This window comes from Rhizobium album (assembly GCF_003122325.1).
Classification (GTDB): Bacteria; Pseudomonadota; Alphaproteobacteria; order Rhizobiales; family Rhizobiaceae; genus Metarhizobium; species Metarhizobium album.
Genome location: NZ_QFBC01000009.1, coordinates 214,658 through 230,078, shown reverse-complemented (window position 1 = coordinate 230,078; position 15,421 = coordinate 214,658). Strand labels below are relative to the sequence as shown.

The following is a 15,421-nucleotide window of genomic DNA, read 5'->3' as shown; positions in this document are numbered from 1 at the left end:
TCGGCCGCCGCCGAAATCAGCGCCATGTCCGGCGACACGGTCAAGGCCGCCCAGGAAGCCGGCGACATGCTCGGACGCCTGGTGCCGGATATCCGCAAGACCGCCGAACTGGTGGCCGAAATCACCGCCGCGTGCCGCGAGCAGGATATCGGCGCATCGCAGATCAACGAGGCGATCCAGCAGCTCGACAAGGTGACGCAGCAGAATGCCGGCGCCTCCGAACAGATGTCGGCAACCTCGGAAGAACTGGCGGCCCAGGCCGAAGAACTGCAGACCTCGATCGCCTTCTTCCGCGTCGAAAGCGCCATTGCCGCGCCTCAGCCGGCTGCCAAGCGCGCCATTCCCGCCCGGGCGATCAAGGCGGTCGCCGCGCCGGCACGGCCCCAGAGGCCCGCTGCCCAAAATCCTGTGGCCGCCCAGCAGGCCCGTGTCCGGGGCTTCGCGCTCGACCTGACGCAGGGCGGTCCCGATCAAGACGACATCGCATTCAAGGAGAGTGTGTAACCATGGCCACCAATTCTATCGAAGCACAATTCGTAACCTTCAGTCTTGGCGACGAAATCTTCGCCGTGCCGGTCGAGGTCGTCCGCGAAATTCTCGACCACGAGGAAGCGTTCAAGATCCCCAACGGTCCCGATTACCTGCTGGGCCTTCGCGACGTGCGCGGCCAGGGTGTTCCCACCATCGACCTGCGGCTGAAGCTCGGTCTTTCCAAGACCGTTCCCACGCCGCACACACGCGTGCTGGTCCTCGACGTTCCCCTTGCCGACCGGCTGCTGACGCTCGGCCTCGTAGCCGACCGCGTCTTCGAAGTGACCCCGTTCCGCCGTGACAAGATCGAGGCCGCGCCGGATATCGGCGTCAACTGGAACTCGGAATATATCGACGGCGTGGTCCGTCGCGAAAACGGTTTCGTCGTCATCATCAATCTCGCGCGGCTGCTGTCGAAGGAAGATGCCGCAATGATTGCTTCCCGTCGTGCTGCGTAACTGGAGCTGATGTCCCGATGAATGCCGCCAGACAGACCGTCCCGCTTGTCGACGATCGTATCAGCAAGAGAAACTTCGAAAAGCTCGCCGATTTCATCTACAGCTACAGCGGCATCAAGATGCCTCCGACGAAGATGACCATGCTCGAGGGCCGGATACGCCGGCGCCTGCGGGCAACCGGCTTCGTGCGTTTCGACGACTATTGCGACTATCTGTTCGACGGCGACGGGCTGGAGCAGGAGGCCGTCTACCTCATCGACGCGGTAACGACCAACAAGACCGACTTCTTCCGCGAGCCGAACCACTTCGCCTATATGAACGAGCACGCCCTGCCCGATCTCGTCCGTCGCGGCGTCAACGATATCCGCAGCTGGAGCTCCGCCTGCTCGACCGGTGCCGAACCCTATACGATGGCCATGGTGCTGGATAACTTCTGCGCCGAGCGCTCCGGAACGAAATACAGCATCCTGGCGACGGACCTCAGCACTGAGGTGCTGGAAACCGCCCGCCGCGGCATCTACACCTCGGACCTGATGTCGCCGGTTCCCTCGGCATTTCGCCGCCGCTACGTCATGGAGGCGGTCGATACGCGACGCCGCGAGGTGCGCATTCATCCCCAGCTTCGTGCGCATGTCGGTTTTGCCAGGCTCAACCTCATGGACCAGAGCTATCCCGTCAAAACCAAGCTGCACATCGTCTTTTGCCGCAACGTGCTGATCTATTTCGACAAGAAGACGCAAGGGGGGGTCTTGACGCGCCTCTGCGACTGCCTTGAAAAAGGAGGTTACCTGTTCATCGGGCATTCCGAATCGATTACCGGCTTCGATCTTCCCGTAAAGCAGGTCGCCAACACCGTGTTCCAACGCATTTGACAGCATCCATGACAAAAAAAATCCGGGTTCTCATCATCGACGACTCCGCAAGCGTCAGGCAGGCCTTGACCTCCGTGCTGGCGGAAGATCCCGAGATAGAGGTGATCGCGGCCGCATCGGATCCGTTCATGGCCGCCCGCAAGATTCGCGACGAGGTGCCCGACGTCATCACGCTCGATGTCGAGATGCCGGGCATGGACGGCATCACCTTCCTGCGCAAGCTGATGGCGCAGCATCCCATTCCGGTGGTGATGTGCTCGTCGCTGACGGAGGCCGGTTCCGAGACGCTGATGCAGGCGCTCGAGGCCGGCGCGGTCGACATCATCCTGAAGCCGAAGATCGGCGCCGCCGATCACCTGGCCGAATCCGGCGAGCGTATCCGTTCGGCGGTCAAGGCCGCGTCGAAGGCCAGGCTCGGCAATGTCCGGCGCACCGCGGCGGCTGCGACCAGCGACAAGATGGCGCCGGCCAAGAAGCTGACGGCCGACGCCGTCCTGCCGCCGCCGACCGGCAGGCCGATGGCGAAAACCACCGAGATGGTGGTCTGCGTCGGCGCCTCCACCGGCGGTACGGAAGCCTTGCGCGAGATGCTGGAGGCCTTGCCTGCCAACGCGCCGGGCATCGTCATCGTCCAGCACATGCCGGAAAAATTCACCGCCGCCTTCGCCAAGCGGCTCAATTCGCTCTGCGAGGTCGAGGTCAAGGAAGCCGTCGACGGCGATGCCGTCCTGCGCGGCCACGTGCTGATCGCCCCCGGCGACCACCACATGCTGCTGGAACGGCGCGGCGCCCGCTACCACGTGTCCGTCCGCCAGGGACCGCTCGTTTCGCGGCACCGCCCGTCGGTCGACGTGCTGTTCCGTTCGGCGGCCCGCTCCGCCGGGTCGAACGCCATGGGCATCATCATGACCGGCATGGGCGACGACGGCGCCCGCGGCATGGAGGAAATGAAGCAGGCCGGCGCCTATACCGTCGCGCAGGACGAAGCCACGTCGGTGGTGTTCGGCATGCCGAAGGAAGCGATCGCCCGCGGCGGCGTCGCCAAAATCCTGCCGCTCGACCAGATCGCCCGGGAAATCATGCTGACGCATTCCCGCTTCTGACGCCTTTCCCTTCTACCCTTGGGGAGAAGGTGGCCCGAAGGTTCGGATGAGGGCGCGCGACACGGCAGAACTTTTGCTTGTGGCACCCCCTCATCCCCCTGCCGGGACCTTCTCCCCGCTGGGGAGAAGGGGCAGGTGGCGCCCTCTCATTCCATCTGCGATAACCCCGTCTTGCAGGGGAAGCCGGCGTGTCGCCGGCTGCCTCAACTCTTCTGCCGGAAATTGGCGCCGTCGAACGGCGGCAGGTCGCCCTGGTAGCGGTTCATGCCGATATCCCGCAGTGCGGAGCGGCGATGGATCTCCGCCATCACCGGCTCGAAAATGCTGTTGCGCCGTTCGAGTTCGGCATGCTCGGCGAGGTAGGCCGGCATGAGTTCGGCAATCTCGTCGAAGACGGCGGCCTCGTCGACCGTCGTCAGCCGGCCATCCTGCATGACGATACGGCCGGCGACCATGACGGTCTCGATGGAGGAGCCGTTCTCGGCATAAACGAGGTGCTTGGCCGCATCGTTGAACGGCATGAAGGGATAGGAGCGCAGGTCGAGGATCAACAGGTCGGCCGCCTTGCCGACCTCCAGCGAACCGGTGACATGCTCCAGCATCGCCGTCCTCGCGCCGCCGATCGTCGCCATGCGCAGGATTTCGTCGGCCGTTACCCATTTGCCATGATCCGGACCGGACACGGAATGGACGAGGCCCGCGACGCGCATGACGTCGAAGATGCGGGCCGTGTCGTTGGAGCAAACGCCGTCGGTACCGAGACCGACGGTGACGCCGGCATCCAGCAGGCGGCGCAAGGGCGCGATGCCGGCGCCGAGCTTCTGGTTCGACACGGCGTTGTGGGCGATGGACATGCCCGCCTCGCCCATCAGCCGCATATCCTCGTCGCTGACCCAGACGGAGTGGGCAAAAGTGGTGTTCCGCCGGAGCAGGCCGAGATCGTGGAGATAAGCCACCAGGCTCCTGCCGTAAAACTCATGGCCGGTGACGGCCTGCGTCTTGGTTTCCAGCACATGGGTGTGGAAGGGCACGCCATGCTCCACCGCAAGATCCATGCAGGCCGCCATGAGATCCGGGGTGCAGCGTTGCGGCGCCGAGGGCGCCAGCATGAAATTGAGGCGGCCCGCACGACCATGCAGGTTCGCAAACGCCGACTTGCAATAATCGGCATAGGCGTCCGCCGAGATCGGCGGACCGAAATCGAGCAGCGCCTGCAGCCTTTCCGGCATCACCTCGCGGGCGAATGGCAAGGCATCGAGCGTATGGATGTTCATCACCGCGCTGGAGATGTTGGCGCGGATGCCGGCGTCCTCATAAGCGCGGAAGACGGTGCCCAGCCGATCGAGGTCATGGGCCGGCGGATCGAAAAAATCGTCGCAGAAAGTGGTGACGCCGTTGCGCAGCGATTCCATCGCCAGAAGCAGGCTGCGCAGATAGAGCAGCCGCCCGCCGATAGCATCGTTCATCAGCAGCGGATAGGCGTAGAGCAGCCAGATCTCCAGCGGCATGCCCTCATAGCGTCCGCGGAAGAAGGTCTCGCTGGAATGGGTGTGGGAATTCACCAGTCCTGGCATGACCAACCTGTTGCGACCGTCGATGATCCGGGCGTCCGGCGCGGCCGCGAGATTGTGGCCGATGGCGGCGATCGTCTCGCCGTCGACCAGCAGGTCGGCCTCGAACGGCGCCGTGCCATGCGCCGCATCCACCGTCAGCAGCCTGGCGTTGCGGATGAGGGTCTGGCTCATGGCAGGTTTCCGAGCGATTGCAGCAGAAGGTCGTAATAGAGGGCAGGATCGCCGTCGCGGACCCAGAAGGCGTTGCGGGGCAGATCGGTGATCTGCCACCAGTCGGCCACCGTCATGCCGAGCGTCACCCGGCCGGCAAGCTCGACGGAGACGTTGATCTGGCGGCCTGCGAAGATTTCAGGCGCCAGCATGAAGGCCGGCACGCACGGCCCGTGCAACGGCGCGCCTTCCCAGCCATATTTGCGCAGGTCGAAGGCTTCGGAGAATTCCAGCATCTCGGCCGTGGCGATGCCGCAGCGATTGCCGAGCGCCCGCATCGCCTTCAGCCGCGCCGGCGTCGACAGCATCTTGTGGGTGACGTCGAGCGGCAGCAATGTCGTCTTGATGCCGGCCTTCAGCACGATGTCGGCCGCTTCCGGATCTACGTAGCAGTTGAACTCCGCAGAGGGCGTGATGTTGCCGACCTCGAAGTAAGCGCCGAGCATGGCGACGATATCGGCGATCTTTTCGGCGATATCGGGCGCCTTGCGCAGCGCCACCGCCAGATTGGTGAGCGGCGACAGCGCGCAGATCGTCACCTCACCCGGAAGGGCGCGTACCGTGCCGATGATGAAATCGACGCCGTGCTTCTCCTGCGCCCGAATGGCGGGTTTGGGCAGAACCGGACCGTCCAGTCCGGTTGGACCGTGCACGTGATCGGCGATCACCAGCGGCCGCATCAGCGGCTGGGGGCAGCCGGCGAAGACCGGGATATCCGGCCGGCCGGCCAGTTCCATCAATTTCAGGCAGTTGTCGAGCGTATGGTCGAGATGGATGTTGCCGGCGGTCGCGACCAGCCCGAGCACCTCGAAGGCATCGGTGCGGCCGAGGATCATCAGGATCGCCGCCGCCTGATCCTGGCCGGGATCGGTAAGGATGATCAGCTTGCGGGTCATGCCGCATCCTCGACGCGGCCCGGCGCGCCGCCCTCAAGCCAGGCGTAGAGTTCCCAGGTTTCGCTGTCGGGACCGTAAAAATACAGGCCGCGGGCATTCCAGGCATAATCGGCCGGCGGCCCGACGAACTCGACTTTCCTGGCGGACAGGTCCTGGTACAGCCGGTCGATCTCCGCGGGACTGTCGAGTTTGACGGCGATGAGCACGGCCGAAGCCGAGCCGGCTTTGACACGAACATTGGCATGGTGGGCGATGTGATCCCGCTCCCACAGCGCCAGCGTCAGGCCGGCGCCGGTGAAATCGGCAAAACCGGGAGCACGATGTTTCAGCCGGAAACCGAGCTTTTCAGTATAGAAGCGGATCGAGGCTTCGATATCGGTGACGAGCAGGCAGATATCCTGGATCGGATGGATCTGGGCGAATTCCATGGGCTCTAATCCTCTCTTTACTGGTCTTTCAACTCGCCGAATGAGCCGGCGGTCTTGGCACCGCCGAGCTTGCCGGAGAGCCAGACGCCGAAGACGGTGGCGAGATAGGGCAGTGCCTGCAGCAGGTCGTGGGGCACCTTGTCGCCGAACATCAACTGGGCGCGGATGCCGAGCGCGCCGGCAATGGCGAAGAACAAGGCAGCCGCCGTCGCGCCGATCGGATGGGCCGCGCCGAAGATGACGGCGGCAAACGCCATGAAGCCACGCCCGGCGGTCATGCCTTGCGCAAAGAACTGCAGGCTGCCGGTGGCAAGCTCCGCCCCACCGATGGCGCACAGGATGCCGCCGATCGACAGCGCGATGAGGCGCATGCGCACCGGCTGGATGCCGACGCCGCGGGCAGCGAAGGGGTGTTCGCCGCTTGCAGACAGTTGCAGGCCGAAACGGCTGCGCTTCAGCAGCAGCCATAGGGCGAAGACCACGAAAGGCATGGCGGCGACGAAGATCGACAACACGCCATAAGCGCCGAAGGCCGCCCCGAGTTTTGGCGCGCCGAAGGGGGCCGTGACCGTCGCCTGGCTGCCGAAGATCGATTCCACCGCCAGCGCCGTGCCGCCGATGCCGAGACCGGTCAGGCCGAGGCCGGCGATGATCGGATTGGCTTTCAGTTTTTCGATGACGAACCACGACAGCACGGACGCGATGACGCACATGGCGATGGCGATCACAATCGCCGCCGCATAGGACTGCGTCAGCATGATGCCGAGGATGGTGGCGCAGGCGCCGATGATCATCAGGCCTTCGAGGCCGAGGTTCCAGACGCCGGCGCGCTGGGCGATGACGCCGGCGAGCGTGACGTAGACCAGCGGCGTGCCGGAACGAAGAATGGCGATGATGACGTCATTCATGACGAACGTCTCCCCAGGCGCAGGAATTTCTCGACGAGGTTGGAACGGGCGGTGATGAACAACGCGATAGCGGCATTGATGATGTCGATCGCCGCGGCCGGCAGGCCGGCCATGATCGGCAGGTAGAGTGCCGCGGACGCCAATCCCCCGAAGAAGATCGCGGCGGCGGCGGTGCCGACCACCGAAAGATTGGCGACAAGCGCAATCAGGATCGCCGTAAAACCGTGTGTCGGCAGGAAGCCGGAGGCGATGCGGCCGTTCGGCCCCATGAATTCGATGGTGCCGGCAAGGCCTGCGAGCGCGCCGGAAATGACGAAGCTCGACAGGCCGAGCTGCCAGAGTTTTGCCCCCTGCCAACGCACCATGGTGCCGTTCCTGCCGGCAAGGCTCGCCAGCACGCCGAAACTGGTGCGGTTGACCAGCAGCCACATGAGGATGCCGACGACGATGGCAATGCCGATGATGGTCGGCGACAGGCCGAGCGAATTGGAAATGCGGTAGGCGGCATCGAGCGGCCGGCTGGACGCCTGCTGGCCGCTGCCGGACGGATCCTTGAGCGGGCCGGAGGTGACATAGACCAGCAGCAGGCCGGCGAGGAAATTACCCATCAGCGTGGTGATGACTTCGTCGGTGCCGGAGCGCAGTTTCAGGAGGCCGGGCCACAGCGCCCAGAGCGCGCCGCCCGTCATGCCGGCCAGGAAAATCAGCGGGATGACGATGAAAGCAGGGCCGCCCCTCAAGGCTTCTGCCGCGAAGGCGGCGGCAATTGCGCCGACATAGAACTGGCCCTGCGCCCCGATGTTGAAGAAACCGGCACGGAAGGAAATGCCGACGCCGACAGCGGTGATGAACAGCGGCAGCGCCCATCTCAGGCTCTGCTCGACGGCGCCGGGCCGCAGGAAGGCGCCGTCGACGACGGCCGTCAGCATCTGCGGCGCGTTGTAGCCGGCGAACTGGAAGACCACGGCGCAGAGGATCAGCGAGAAGGAGACGAAAATCAGGCTGCGGAGGATGGCGATGGCCCGGTCCTTCATCGTTGTGTTCCCGTCGCGGCAGCGCCGGCGCCGGTCATGGCGGCGCCAACGGATTGAATGTCATAGGGGGCGGCAAACGCGCCGGCGACACGGCCGGACAGCATCACCACCACCCGGTCGGAGATGTCGAACAGTTCATCCAGATCCGAAGAAATCAAGAGGATGGCAGCCCCTTTATCGCGCGCCGCCCGCAGCGATTCCCAGACGAAGGCGGTGGCACCGATATCGAGGCCCCGCGTCGGCTGGGCGGCGATGATCAGCTTGGCATCGTCATCGATTTCGCGCGCCAGGATGACCTTCTGGGCATTGCCGCCGGAGAGCGAGCCGGCGCGCTGCGACGAGGTGTGGTAGTGGACGCCCCACTTCTTCAACGAACCGTCGCACAGCGCCCGGATGCGGGCGGGATTGACCAGCCGTAACAGTGGACCCTGCAGCAGTTCCCGCGCACTCCAGTTTTCCCAGAGCGAACTGGTGAGGCTCAGGCCCTCGATATTGCGTTCGAACGGGATGATGCGCAGGCCGGCCGCACGGCGCGCCGCCAGCGATTTGCGGGTAATGTCCTCGCCGCCCAGGGCGATGGTGCCGGCGGAAAGGCCGGCAAGATCGGCAATGGCCCGCACCAGCGTCTTCTGGCCGTTGCCTTCCACCCCGGCAATGCCGACGATTTCGCCGGGACGGATGGAAAGGCTGACCTTGTCGAGCGGCGCGCCTTCGCTATCCGGCACGGTGGAGACGGCAGACAATACCAGCGCCGGTGCAAGCGATGCATAGCGCTGATGGCCGGATGGTACGTCGGCATGGGCACCGCCGTTGCCGACGAGAGCATCCCGGTCCCCCGGCTTATGGCCTTTGACGGCATCACCGACGATCAGCGTGGCCAGATGGTCGGCACTGATGTCTGCTGCCAATACCGGCCCTTCGACGCGCCGGCCGCCACGCAGCACGGTGATCGTATCGGCAATGCCCAGAACTTCGCGGATCTTGTGGAGGATGAGGATGACGGTCACGCCGCGCTGCTTCAGCCGGCGGACGCGGGCGAACAACATCTCGATGCCGACCGGCGACAGCACCGCAGTCGGCTCGTCGAGGATGAGGACCCTGGCATCGGTGATCAGCGCCCGGGCGATTTCGATGCTCTGCTGGGTCTCCACCGGCAGGTCGCGGATGCGTTTGGAAAAATCCACCTGAATATCGAGGCCGGCGAGATGGGCGCGCCATTTCTCCGCCAGCCCCTTGCGGGAATAGAGGCGGCCGCGGCCGGGTGCGCCGAATTCCATCGCCTCGGCCACCGTGAACGACGGCGGCAGGGCAAAACTCTGGTGCACCAGTTCGACACCGGCGGCGCGGCTTTCGCGCACATGGCCGGTGCGGATCACCTGGCCGGCGATTTCCACTGCGCCGTTCGTCGGCTGCACCAGTCCGGACGCGACACGGGCGAAGGTCGTCTTGCCGGCACCGTTCTGCCCGACCACCGCATGGATCAATCCCGGTTCGAAAGCGACAGACACGTCCGACAACGCCGTAACGTCGCCGTACCGGACCGTGACGTCACGGCATGCCAAAGCGGGCGGAGAGTGAATGGACATCAACGAGTTCCCGACACGAAATGGAGATGTGCTGGTGTGAAGCGTCTCCGGACAACCGGATCGCGGAAACGCCCTATCTTTTTGTTTTTACGCAATTCCGGGAAAACCGCCACGCGGTTTTCCCGGAAATTTCTCGCGTTACAGGGTGGTGTTGAATTCCACCTTGACGGAACCGTCGAGGATGCCGGCACGCACCTTGTCGACATCCTTCAGCGCTTCCTTGGCCTTGGCCGTCAGTTCGGCCGGACCCTGTTCGGCAAACAGCGGCGAGGCGATGAAATCGATGACGCCGGTGCCGAGGCCGGTATGTTCATGCGTGCCGCCCTTCCAGTCGACGCCGAGCGCCTTGGTGACTTCGTTATAGAGCGAGATGCCGAAATCGAGGCCGACGATGGAGATCACCGACTTCGGACCGAGCGGAAACTGCGCCGGCGACAGGCAGCTGACCATGCGGCCTTCCTTCTCGTTGGCGGCGGCGATGATGCCGCCGTCGGTCGCCGCCGCATCCGTCTGGATGTAGTCGATGCCGTCGTTGAACATCTGGGTGGCGATTTCCTGGCCCTTGGCCGGGTCCTGGAAAGAGCCTGCAAAGGCGGCGGTAACGGTGGCATCCGGCCGAACCGACAGAACGCCGGCTTTCAGGGCGTTAAAATCGGCATTGAGCGGCGGGATCGACACGCCGCCGATGAAGCCGATCTTGCCGCTGGTCGACATCTTGGCGGCAAAGACGCCCGACAGGTAGCAACCGAGATAATAGTCGTAGGAGACGGTGACAACGTTCGGGATCGCCGGCTCGAAGGGGTCGGCGAAGAGCTGAATCCACTTGGTGTCGGGATAGGACGAAGCGAGCGCCTTGAAGGGTTCGGCGACCTCGTTGAAGGTCGAGACGATGATCGAGGCGCCGGCATCGCCGAGCGTGCGGAACACGGTCTCGTAGGTCGCCGGGTCCTGGGCGTAGACGGCGCGATAGGTGAAGCCCTGCTCTTCCGAAAGCTGCTTGAGCTTGGCGATCATGGCGTCGACCGGGCCGTTATCGCCGGCTGCCTGGGTGTGGACCAGAGCCACCAGCCCGCCGGCGGCGCGCGCCATCTGCGGCATCAGGCCGGCAGTGAGACCGAGTGCGGCCGCACCGGCGCCGAGCTGCAGGAAGGAGCGGCGGTCGATGCCGCCGGGAAACGTATTTCCAGTCTTGATGTTCGTCATGTCAGTTCCCTCTTTTGTGTTTATTTTCAAACTCTCGATGTCACTTGTCTTGCGAAATCGGCGGCGAAGACGGAGCAGGGTTCATGATCATCACCTCCTGCTTCTGGATGGCGTCCAGCGCCCAGACGCCGGCGATGAACGTCTGCCATTCCGGGTCGGCATACATGGCTTGCCGCCGGGCCTCGCGGTCGGCGAGGCTGTCATAGGCCCACATCAAAACCGTGGTGTGCAGCGTGCCGATCTCGGAGGCATAAAGACCAACGAAGGTGTTCAGATGCCGCTTCTGGATCGGCAGGCCCTCGGACTCGTATTTCTTCATCCATTTGTCGACCGTGCCCGGCTTGAAGGTATAGGTGCGGTGTTCGAGTATCATCGGGCTTTCCTCAGGCATTCAGAATGAATTCGGCGCATTTTTCGCCGATCATGATGGCGGGCGCATTGGTGTTGCCGCTCGAGATGATCGGCATGATCGAGGCATCCGCCACCCGCAGGCCCTCGACGCCGTGCACCCGCAGGCGGGCATCGACGACGGCCATCGGATCGGTGCCCATCTTGGCAGTGCCGACCGGGTGGAAAGTGGTCATGGCGGTGGCGCGCAGCCATTTCGTCAGATCGGCATCGTTGTCCGCGGTGGGGCTGGGCGCCAGTTCCTGGCCACGATAAGGGTCGAACGCCTTCTGGCCGACGATATCGCGGGTGAGGCGAATGCCGTCGATCATGGTGCGAATGTCGAAATCGGCCTGCAGGTAGTTGGCGAGGATTTTCGGTTTGTCGGTCGGGTTGGCCGAGCGCAGCGTGATTTCGCCGCGGCTGACCGGATTGACCGGCCCGACGCGGATGGTGAAGCCGTGGTTGGCCTCGACGCGCTGCTTCTTGGCGAACGGATTGGGGAAATGCAGGTTCGCGGTCTTTTCCAGGGCCGGCATGAAATGCAGCTGGATGTCGGGCGCGATCAGCCCGTCGTTGGAACGCACGAAGGCGCCGGCCTCGTAGGGGAATGTCGTGGTGATGCCTTCGCCGAACAGCATGCCCTGCGCCACCGCAGGGATGAGCTTGTCAGCACGCAGATCGCCAAACAGCGTGATCGGCTCGCGGCATTCCCAGCTCATGACGCAATCGACGTGATCCTGCAAATTCTTGCCGACGCCCGGCAGATCGAGGAGCGGCTTGACGCCCACCGCCTTCAACTCGTCGGCGGGGCCGATGCCGGAGAGCAGCAGCGCTTTCGGCGTATTGACGACACCGGCCGACAGCACGATCTCGCGCGCGGCCCGCGCCGTCTGCAGATTGCCGTTCACGAGGTATTCGACGCCTGCGGCACGGTCGTTTTCGATCAGCAGCCGGGTGGTTTCCGCCCCTGTAATGACGGTCAGGCTGCCGCGATCCATCGCCGGGCGCAAAAAGGCCCAGGAGGTCGACCAGCGCTTGCCACGCTTGATGGTGAAATCGTAGCGGCCGAAACCTTCTTGCGTCGCGCCGTTGAAATCGTCGTTCAGCGGATAACCGGCTTCTTCGCCCGCCTGGCAGAACACGTCCATCAGCGGATTGTGGCCGCGGGCGCGGCAGACCGTCAGTTCGCCGTCGCCGCCGTGGAATTCGCCGTTGCGCTGGATATGTGCTTCCGAGCGGCGGAACGCCGGCAAAACCTCGTCATAGGACCAGCCGGGAAGGCCGAGTTGCGACCAGCGGTCGTAATCATGCCGGTTGCCGCGCACATAGATCATGCCGTTGATGGTGGAAGTGCCGCCGAGCACCTTGCCACGTGGCCAGTAAAGCGAGCGGTTGTTGAGATAGGGTTCCGGCTCGGTGTGGTAATGCCAGTTGTAGATGCCGGAGTGGAACAGCTTGCCCATCAGCATCGGCAGGCGGAACAACGGATTGCGGTCCTTGCCGCCGGCTTCCAGCAAAAGCACGCGGTTGGCCGGATCCTTCGACAGGCGGTTTGCAAGCACGCAGCCCGCCGATCCCGCGCCGACGATGATGAAATCATATTCCGGTGTCGTTGCCATGGGTCACCATGCGACGGGCTGCGCGCCCATCGCCTCAAGATAAGAATTGCAGAGAAGGAACGGGTTTTCGCGGCCGAGCACGCGGTCGGCGAAGGCCGGATGGTCGCGTTGAATCAGCGCGTATCCATCGGCAAGACCCTCGGCCAAGCCGGCCTGCGCAAAAATATCCGCCGCCGCATCGCCGAAACCGATGAACACCACCGGCCGGCGCATGGCCATCACCGTCTCGATCACCTTCAGCATCAGCGGACGCCAGAACGGCAGGTGGCCTCGCGCCTGGTGCGGATCGATATCCACCTTGAAGCGCGACAATGTCAGGGATGCATTGAGCAACAGCATGCCCTGCCCCACCCAGCGATCGGCGATAGCGGACGGCCCTTCGAAACCGGCGGAGGGGTCGCAAAGCATGCGCCTGACATCCGGCCAGCGGTCGAAATTTTCCGATAGCGCCGTGTCGCCGAAACGTGCTGCTGCGATCAGCTGCATATAGGCGCGGATGCTCTTCGAGAACATCTTGTCGAGTTCGACCCAAGAAGCGAGGTTGCCGGCCTCGAAGGCACGGCCGGTGGCAAAACCCGGCTCCGGATAAGGATCCTGACCGAGGATGACGCAACGCACGTCCTGTGGCGCAATGCCGTCGAAGGCGGCGAGCGCATGGGCACCCTTCGGCTGGCCGGGAAAATGCCTGCCGCGACGTGCCGGGAAGATCGGCTCCCACAGCTCGAAATCGAGATCCGCGTCGACACGATCGAAATGATCGCCGACGGGTCCGAGCGCTGCACGCCAGGCGGCCGGCAGATCGGCCTCCCAGCCGGCGAGCGTCCCAGCCATCGCCTCTTTCAGTGTCATCGGCATCTCGCCGTCCCCATTTTCGTTGTTGACGGGAGACTAGACAAAACCTGACCAAAGTGTCAACTTCCTGAAAATCGAAAAATGACGGTTCGGTCAATTTTTCTCGACCGGATCGTCAACTTTCTGAGTGGTGCCGATCCCTTGCTTTTCCGTGGAAAAGCGAGCAATGGCAGCTGCGCGCTGTTGCCATTTTCGGTTGCCAGTCGGAAGCATGTGGGAGTGGGAGACTGGCATGGCACGGGCACCGAAGGATTCGGACGAGAAAATTCGCGAGCGGAATGTCCGGCTGATCATCAAGGCCGGCATCGAGATCTTTTCGAGAAAGGGTTTCGACGGCACCCGGATCGCCGAGATTGCCGAGGCGTCCGGCCTGCCCAAGGCCAACGTCTATTATTATTTCTCCTCGAAGGAGGAGATCTACACGGCGATCATCGCCCACCTGCTGGCCGGCTGGGACGACGCGCTGAAATACATCTCCGCCGATCGCGAACCGGCGGAAGCCTTCAACCTCTACATCAGGGCCAAGCTCGACTACACCCGCCGGAACATCGCCGAAACCCGCCTCTTCGCCAGCGAAATCATCCAGGGCGCCCGCTTTCTCAAGAAGAAAGACCGCCAGCACATGCGCGACATCACCGACAAACATGTCGCCGTGATCGAAGGCTGGATCGCGGCGGGCAAGATGCTGCCGGTCAATCCACGGCATCTGTTCATCATGCTCTGGGCATCGACGCAGTTTTACGCCGAATTCGAACCGGTCGCCGCCGATGGCCTGCGCAAGCCCCGCCTGAAGGCGGAGGATTACGACATGGCGGCAAAAACCATTGCGGAAACGGTGCTCCGCGGCGTCCTGCCGGCGACATGACCCGTAGGCAGCTTGGCCGGCATCACCAAAAATTGACGGCGCCGGCCGACCGGCCGCCAGAAAGCATGGTACAATCCATCCGCTTGAAACGCAGCGAATGGATTGCCGATGCTCACCACGCTCGCAATGCTCTTCAGCCTCTCCAGCACGCCGCCGCTCGTTGCCCAGGCAGCCGGCAGCGAGGTGGATGTCAAGCTGGTGCTCGCCGTAGACACCTCCCGCTCCATGGATTTCGAAGAGGTCCGCATCCAGCGCGAGGGATATGTCGAAGCTCTACGGCACAAGGAATTCATCGACGCTGTCCGCAACGGCCTGAATGGCCGCATCGCCATCAGCTATTTCGAGTGGGCCGGCCAGGTGGTGCCCGGCTCCGTGATCGACTGGCAGCTCATCGAAACGCAGCAGGATGCGATGGCATTTGCCGATGCGCTCGAACGGCGGCCGATCAACACGCAGCGCAGAACCTCGATTTCCGCCGCCATCGCCCACGGGGCGGCGATGATCGTTTCCAGCCCCTTTTCCGGCATGCGCCAGGTCATCGACGTTTCGGGAGACGGCACCAACAATTCCGGCAATCCGGTCGCAACGACACGCGACAAGGCGGTGGAGGCCGGTATCGTCATCAACGGGCTGACGCTGATGCTGCGCCCCTCCGGCGCGCCCGGCGGCCTGGATAAATATTATGCCGATTGCGTCATCGGCGGGCCCGGCTCCTTCGTGCTGCCGGTCCACAGGATCGAAGATTTCGCCATCGCCGTGCGCCGCAAGCTGGTGATGGAGATCAGCGGCCTGCACCCCCCGGCGCAGGTCCACAAGGTTGCAGATACGGCAAAAACCGATTGCATGGTCGGCGAAAAGCAGTGGCAGGATCTGTTCGACCGCTGACGGTGCG

Annotated in this window: 15 protein-coding genes and 1 pseudogene; 6 read left to right on the top strand and 10 right to left on the bottom strand. The window is 63.8% G+C overall.

Translation table 11 applies throughout. The features are described 5' to 3' along the window. From DEM27_RS19835 to DEM27_RS19820, 4 genes and pseudogenes are all read left to right on the top strand, one after another. Window positions 1-504 (top strand): annotated as a pseudogene (locus DEM27_RS19835) (methyl-accepting chemotaxis protein); the annotation flags it as partial. Between the two features lie 2 nt (window positions 505-506). Beyond that, window positions 507-989, top strand: a complete 483-nt coding sequence (locus DEM27_RS19830) for a chemotaxis protein CheW (protein ID WP_109459980.1) — start codon at window positions 507-509, stop codon at window positions 987-989. A 17-nt stretch (window positions 990-1,006) separates the two neighbouring features. Continuing rightward, the gene (locus DEM27_RS19825; RefSeq protein WP_109459979.1) at window positions 1,007-1,861 is read left to right on the top strand and encodes a CheR family methyltransferase; all 855 of its coding nucleotides are present in this window, start codon (window positions 1,007-1,009) and stop codon (window positions 1,859-1,861) included. Between the two features lie 8 nt (window positions 1,862-1,869). Next, the gene (locus DEM27_RS19820; protein ID WP_109459978.1) at window positions 1,870-2,964 is read left to right on the top strand and encodes a protein-glutamate methylesterase/protein-glutamine glutaminase; all 1,095 of its coding nucleotides are present in this window, start codon (window positions 1,870-1,872) and stop codon (window positions 2,962-2,964) included. A 203-nt stretch (window positions 2,965-3,167) separates the two neighbouring features. On the opposite strand, the gene DEM27_RS19815 is transcribed toward DEM27_RS19820, so the two are convergent. From DEM27_RS19815 to DEM27_RS19770, 10 genes are all read right to left on the bottom strand, one after another. Further along, entirely contained in the window at window positions 3,168-4,709 is a 1,542-nt protein-coding gene (locus DEM27_RS19815) for an amidohydrolase family protein (RefSeq protein ID WP_109459977.1), read from the bottom strand. Next, window positions 4,706-5,644, bottom strand: a complete 939-nt coding sequence (locus tag DEM27_RS19810; protein WP_109459976.1) for a nucleoside hydrolase — start codon at window positions 5,642-5,644, stop codon at window positions 4,706-4,708. The genes DEM27_RS19815 and DEM27_RS19810 overlap by 4 nt, the downstream gene beginning before the upstream one ends. Further along, window positions 5,641-6,072, bottom strand: a complete 432-nt coding sequence (locus DEM27_RS19805) for a VOC family protein (RefSeq protein WP_109459975.1) — start codon at window positions 6,070-6,072, stop codon at window positions 5,641-5,643. The genes DEM27_RS19810 and DEM27_RS19805 overlap by 4 nt, the downstream gene beginning before the upstream one ends. Window positions 6,073-6,089: 17 nt before the next feature. Continuing rightward, window positions 6,090-6,980 (bottom strand): ABC transporter permease, encoded by an 891-nt coding sequence (locus DEM27_RS19800; RefSeq protein WP_109459974.1) that lies wholly within the window; start codon window positions 6,978-6,980, stop codon window positions 6,090-6,092. Further along, window positions 6,977-8,014: an ABC transporter permease gene (locus DEM27_RS19795; protein WP_109459973.1), complete on the bottom strand. Its 1,038-nt coding sequence runs from the start codon at window positions 8,012-8,014 to the stop codon at window positions 6,977-6,979. The genes DEM27_RS19800 and DEM27_RS19795 overlap by 4 nt, the downstream gene beginning before the upstream one ends. Next, window positions 8,011-9,600 (bottom strand): ABC transporter ATP-binding protein, encoded by a 1,590-nt coding sequence (locus tag DEM27_RS19790; protein WP_109459972.1) that lies wholly within the window; start codon window positions 9,598-9,600, stop codon window positions 8,011-8,013. Before DEM27_RS19790 ends, DEM27_RS19795 begins: the two co-directional genes overlap by 4 nt. Before the next feature lie 138 nt (window positions 9,601-9,738). After that, on the bottom strand, window positions 9,739-10,764 hold the full coding sequence (locus DEM27_RS19785) for a BMP family ABC transporter substrate-binding protein (RefSeq protein WP_109459998.1): 1,026 nt from the start codon (window positions 10,762-10,764) through the stop codon (window positions 9,739-9,741). Between the two features lie 79 nt (window positions 10,765-10,843). Beyond that, window positions 10,844-11,176: an NIPSNAP family protein gene (locus DEM27_RS19780; protein WP_109459971.1), complete on the bottom strand. Its 333-nt coding sequence runs from the start codon at window positions 11,174-11,176 to the stop codon at window positions 10,844-10,846. 10 nt (window positions 11,177-11,186) lie between these two features. Beyond that, entirely contained in the window at window positions 11,187-12,812 is a 1,626-nt protein-coding gene (locus tag DEM27_RS19775) for a GMC family oxidoreductase (RefSeq protein WP_109459970.1), read from the bottom strand. Between the two features lie 3 nt (window positions 12,813-12,815). Then, entirely contained in the window at window positions 12,816-13,643 is an 828-nt protein-coding gene (locus tag DEM27_RS19770) for a uracil-DNA glycosylase family protein (RefSeq protein ID WP_109459997.1), read from the bottom strand. Between the two features lie 253 nt (window positions 13,644-13,896). Between DEM27_RS19770 and DEM27_RS19765 the strand changes: the two genes are divergently transcribed. Further along, window positions 13,897-14,529 (top strand): TetR family transcriptional regulator C-terminal domain-containing protein, encoded by a 633-nt coding sequence (locus DEM27_RS19765; RefSeq protein WP_109459969.1) that lies wholly within the window; start codon window positions 13,897-13,899, stop codon window positions 14,527-14,529. 108 nt (window positions 14,530-14,637) lie between these two features. Continuing rightward, window positions 14,638-15,414 carry a DUF1194 domain-containing protein gene (locus DEM27_RS19760; RefSeq protein ID WP_109459968.1) on the top strand — a complete coding sequence of 259 codons (777 nt, stop codon included), beginning with the start codon at window positions 14,638-14,640 and terminating at the stop codon, window positions 15,412-15,414. The last annotated feature ends 7 nt before the right edge of the window (window positions 15,415-15,421 follow it).

Excerpts from the sequence above, each read along its gene's own strand:
- DEM27_RS19800 (WP_109459974.1), bottom strand. The coding sequence starts at position 6,980 with ATGAATGACGTCATCATCGCCATTCTTCGTTCCGGCACGCCGCTGGTC.
- DEM27_RS19770 (WP_109459997.1), bottom strand. The coding sequence starts at position 13,643 with ATGGCTGGGACGCTCGCCGGCTGGGAGGCCGATCTGCCGGCCGCCTGG.
- DEM27_RS19815 (WP_109459977.1), bottom strand. The coding sequence starts at position 4,709 with ATGAGCCAGACCCTCATCCGCAACGCCAGGCTGCTGACGGTGGATGCG.
- DEM27_RS19775 (WP_109459970.1), bottom strand. The coding sequence starts at position 12,812 with ATGGCAACGACACCGGAATATGATTTCATCATCGTCGGCGCGGGATCG.
- DEM27_RS19830 (WP_109459980.1), top strand. The coding sequence starts at position 507 with ATGGCCACCAATTCTATCGAAGCACAATTCGTAACCTTCAGTCTTGGC.
- DEM27_RS19825 (WP_109459979.1), top strand. The coding sequence starts at position 1,007 with ATGAATGCCGCCAGACAGACCGTCCCGCTTGTCGACGATCGTATCAGC.
- DEM27_RS19805 (WP_109459975.1), bottom strand. The coding sequence starts at position 6,072 with ATGGAATTCGCCCAGATCCATCCGATCCAGGATATCTGCCTGCTCGTC.
- DEM27_RS19795 (WP_109459973.1), bottom strand. The coding sequence starts at position 8,014 with ATGAAGGACCGGGCCATCGCCATCCTCCGCAGCCTGATTTTCGTCTCC.
- DEM27_RS19760 (WP_109459968.1), top strand. The coding sequence starts at position 14,638 with ATGCTCACCACGCTCGCAATGCTCTTCAGCCTCTCCAGCACGCCGCCG.
- DEM27_RS19790 (WP_109459972.1), bottom strand. The coding sequence starts at position 9,600 with ATGTCCATTCACTCTCCGCCCGCTTTGGCATGCCGTGACGTCACGGTC.
- DEM27_RS19780 (WP_109459971.1), bottom strand. The coding sequence starts at position 11,176 with ATGATACTCGAACACCGCACCTATACCTTCAAGCCGGGCACGGTCGAC.
- DEM27_RS19765 (WP_109459969.1), top strand. The coding sequence starts at position 13,897 with ATGGCACGGGCACCGAAGGATTCGGACGAGAAAATTCGCGAGCGGAAT.
- DEM27_RS19820 (WP_109459978.1), top strand. The coding sequence starts at position 1,870 with ATGACAAAAAAAATCCGGGTTCTCATCATCGACGACTCCGCAAGCGTC.
- DEM27_RS19810 (WP_109459976.1), bottom strand. The coding sequence starts at position 5,644 with ATGACCCGCAAGCTGATCATCCTTACCGATCCCGGCCAGGATCAGGCG.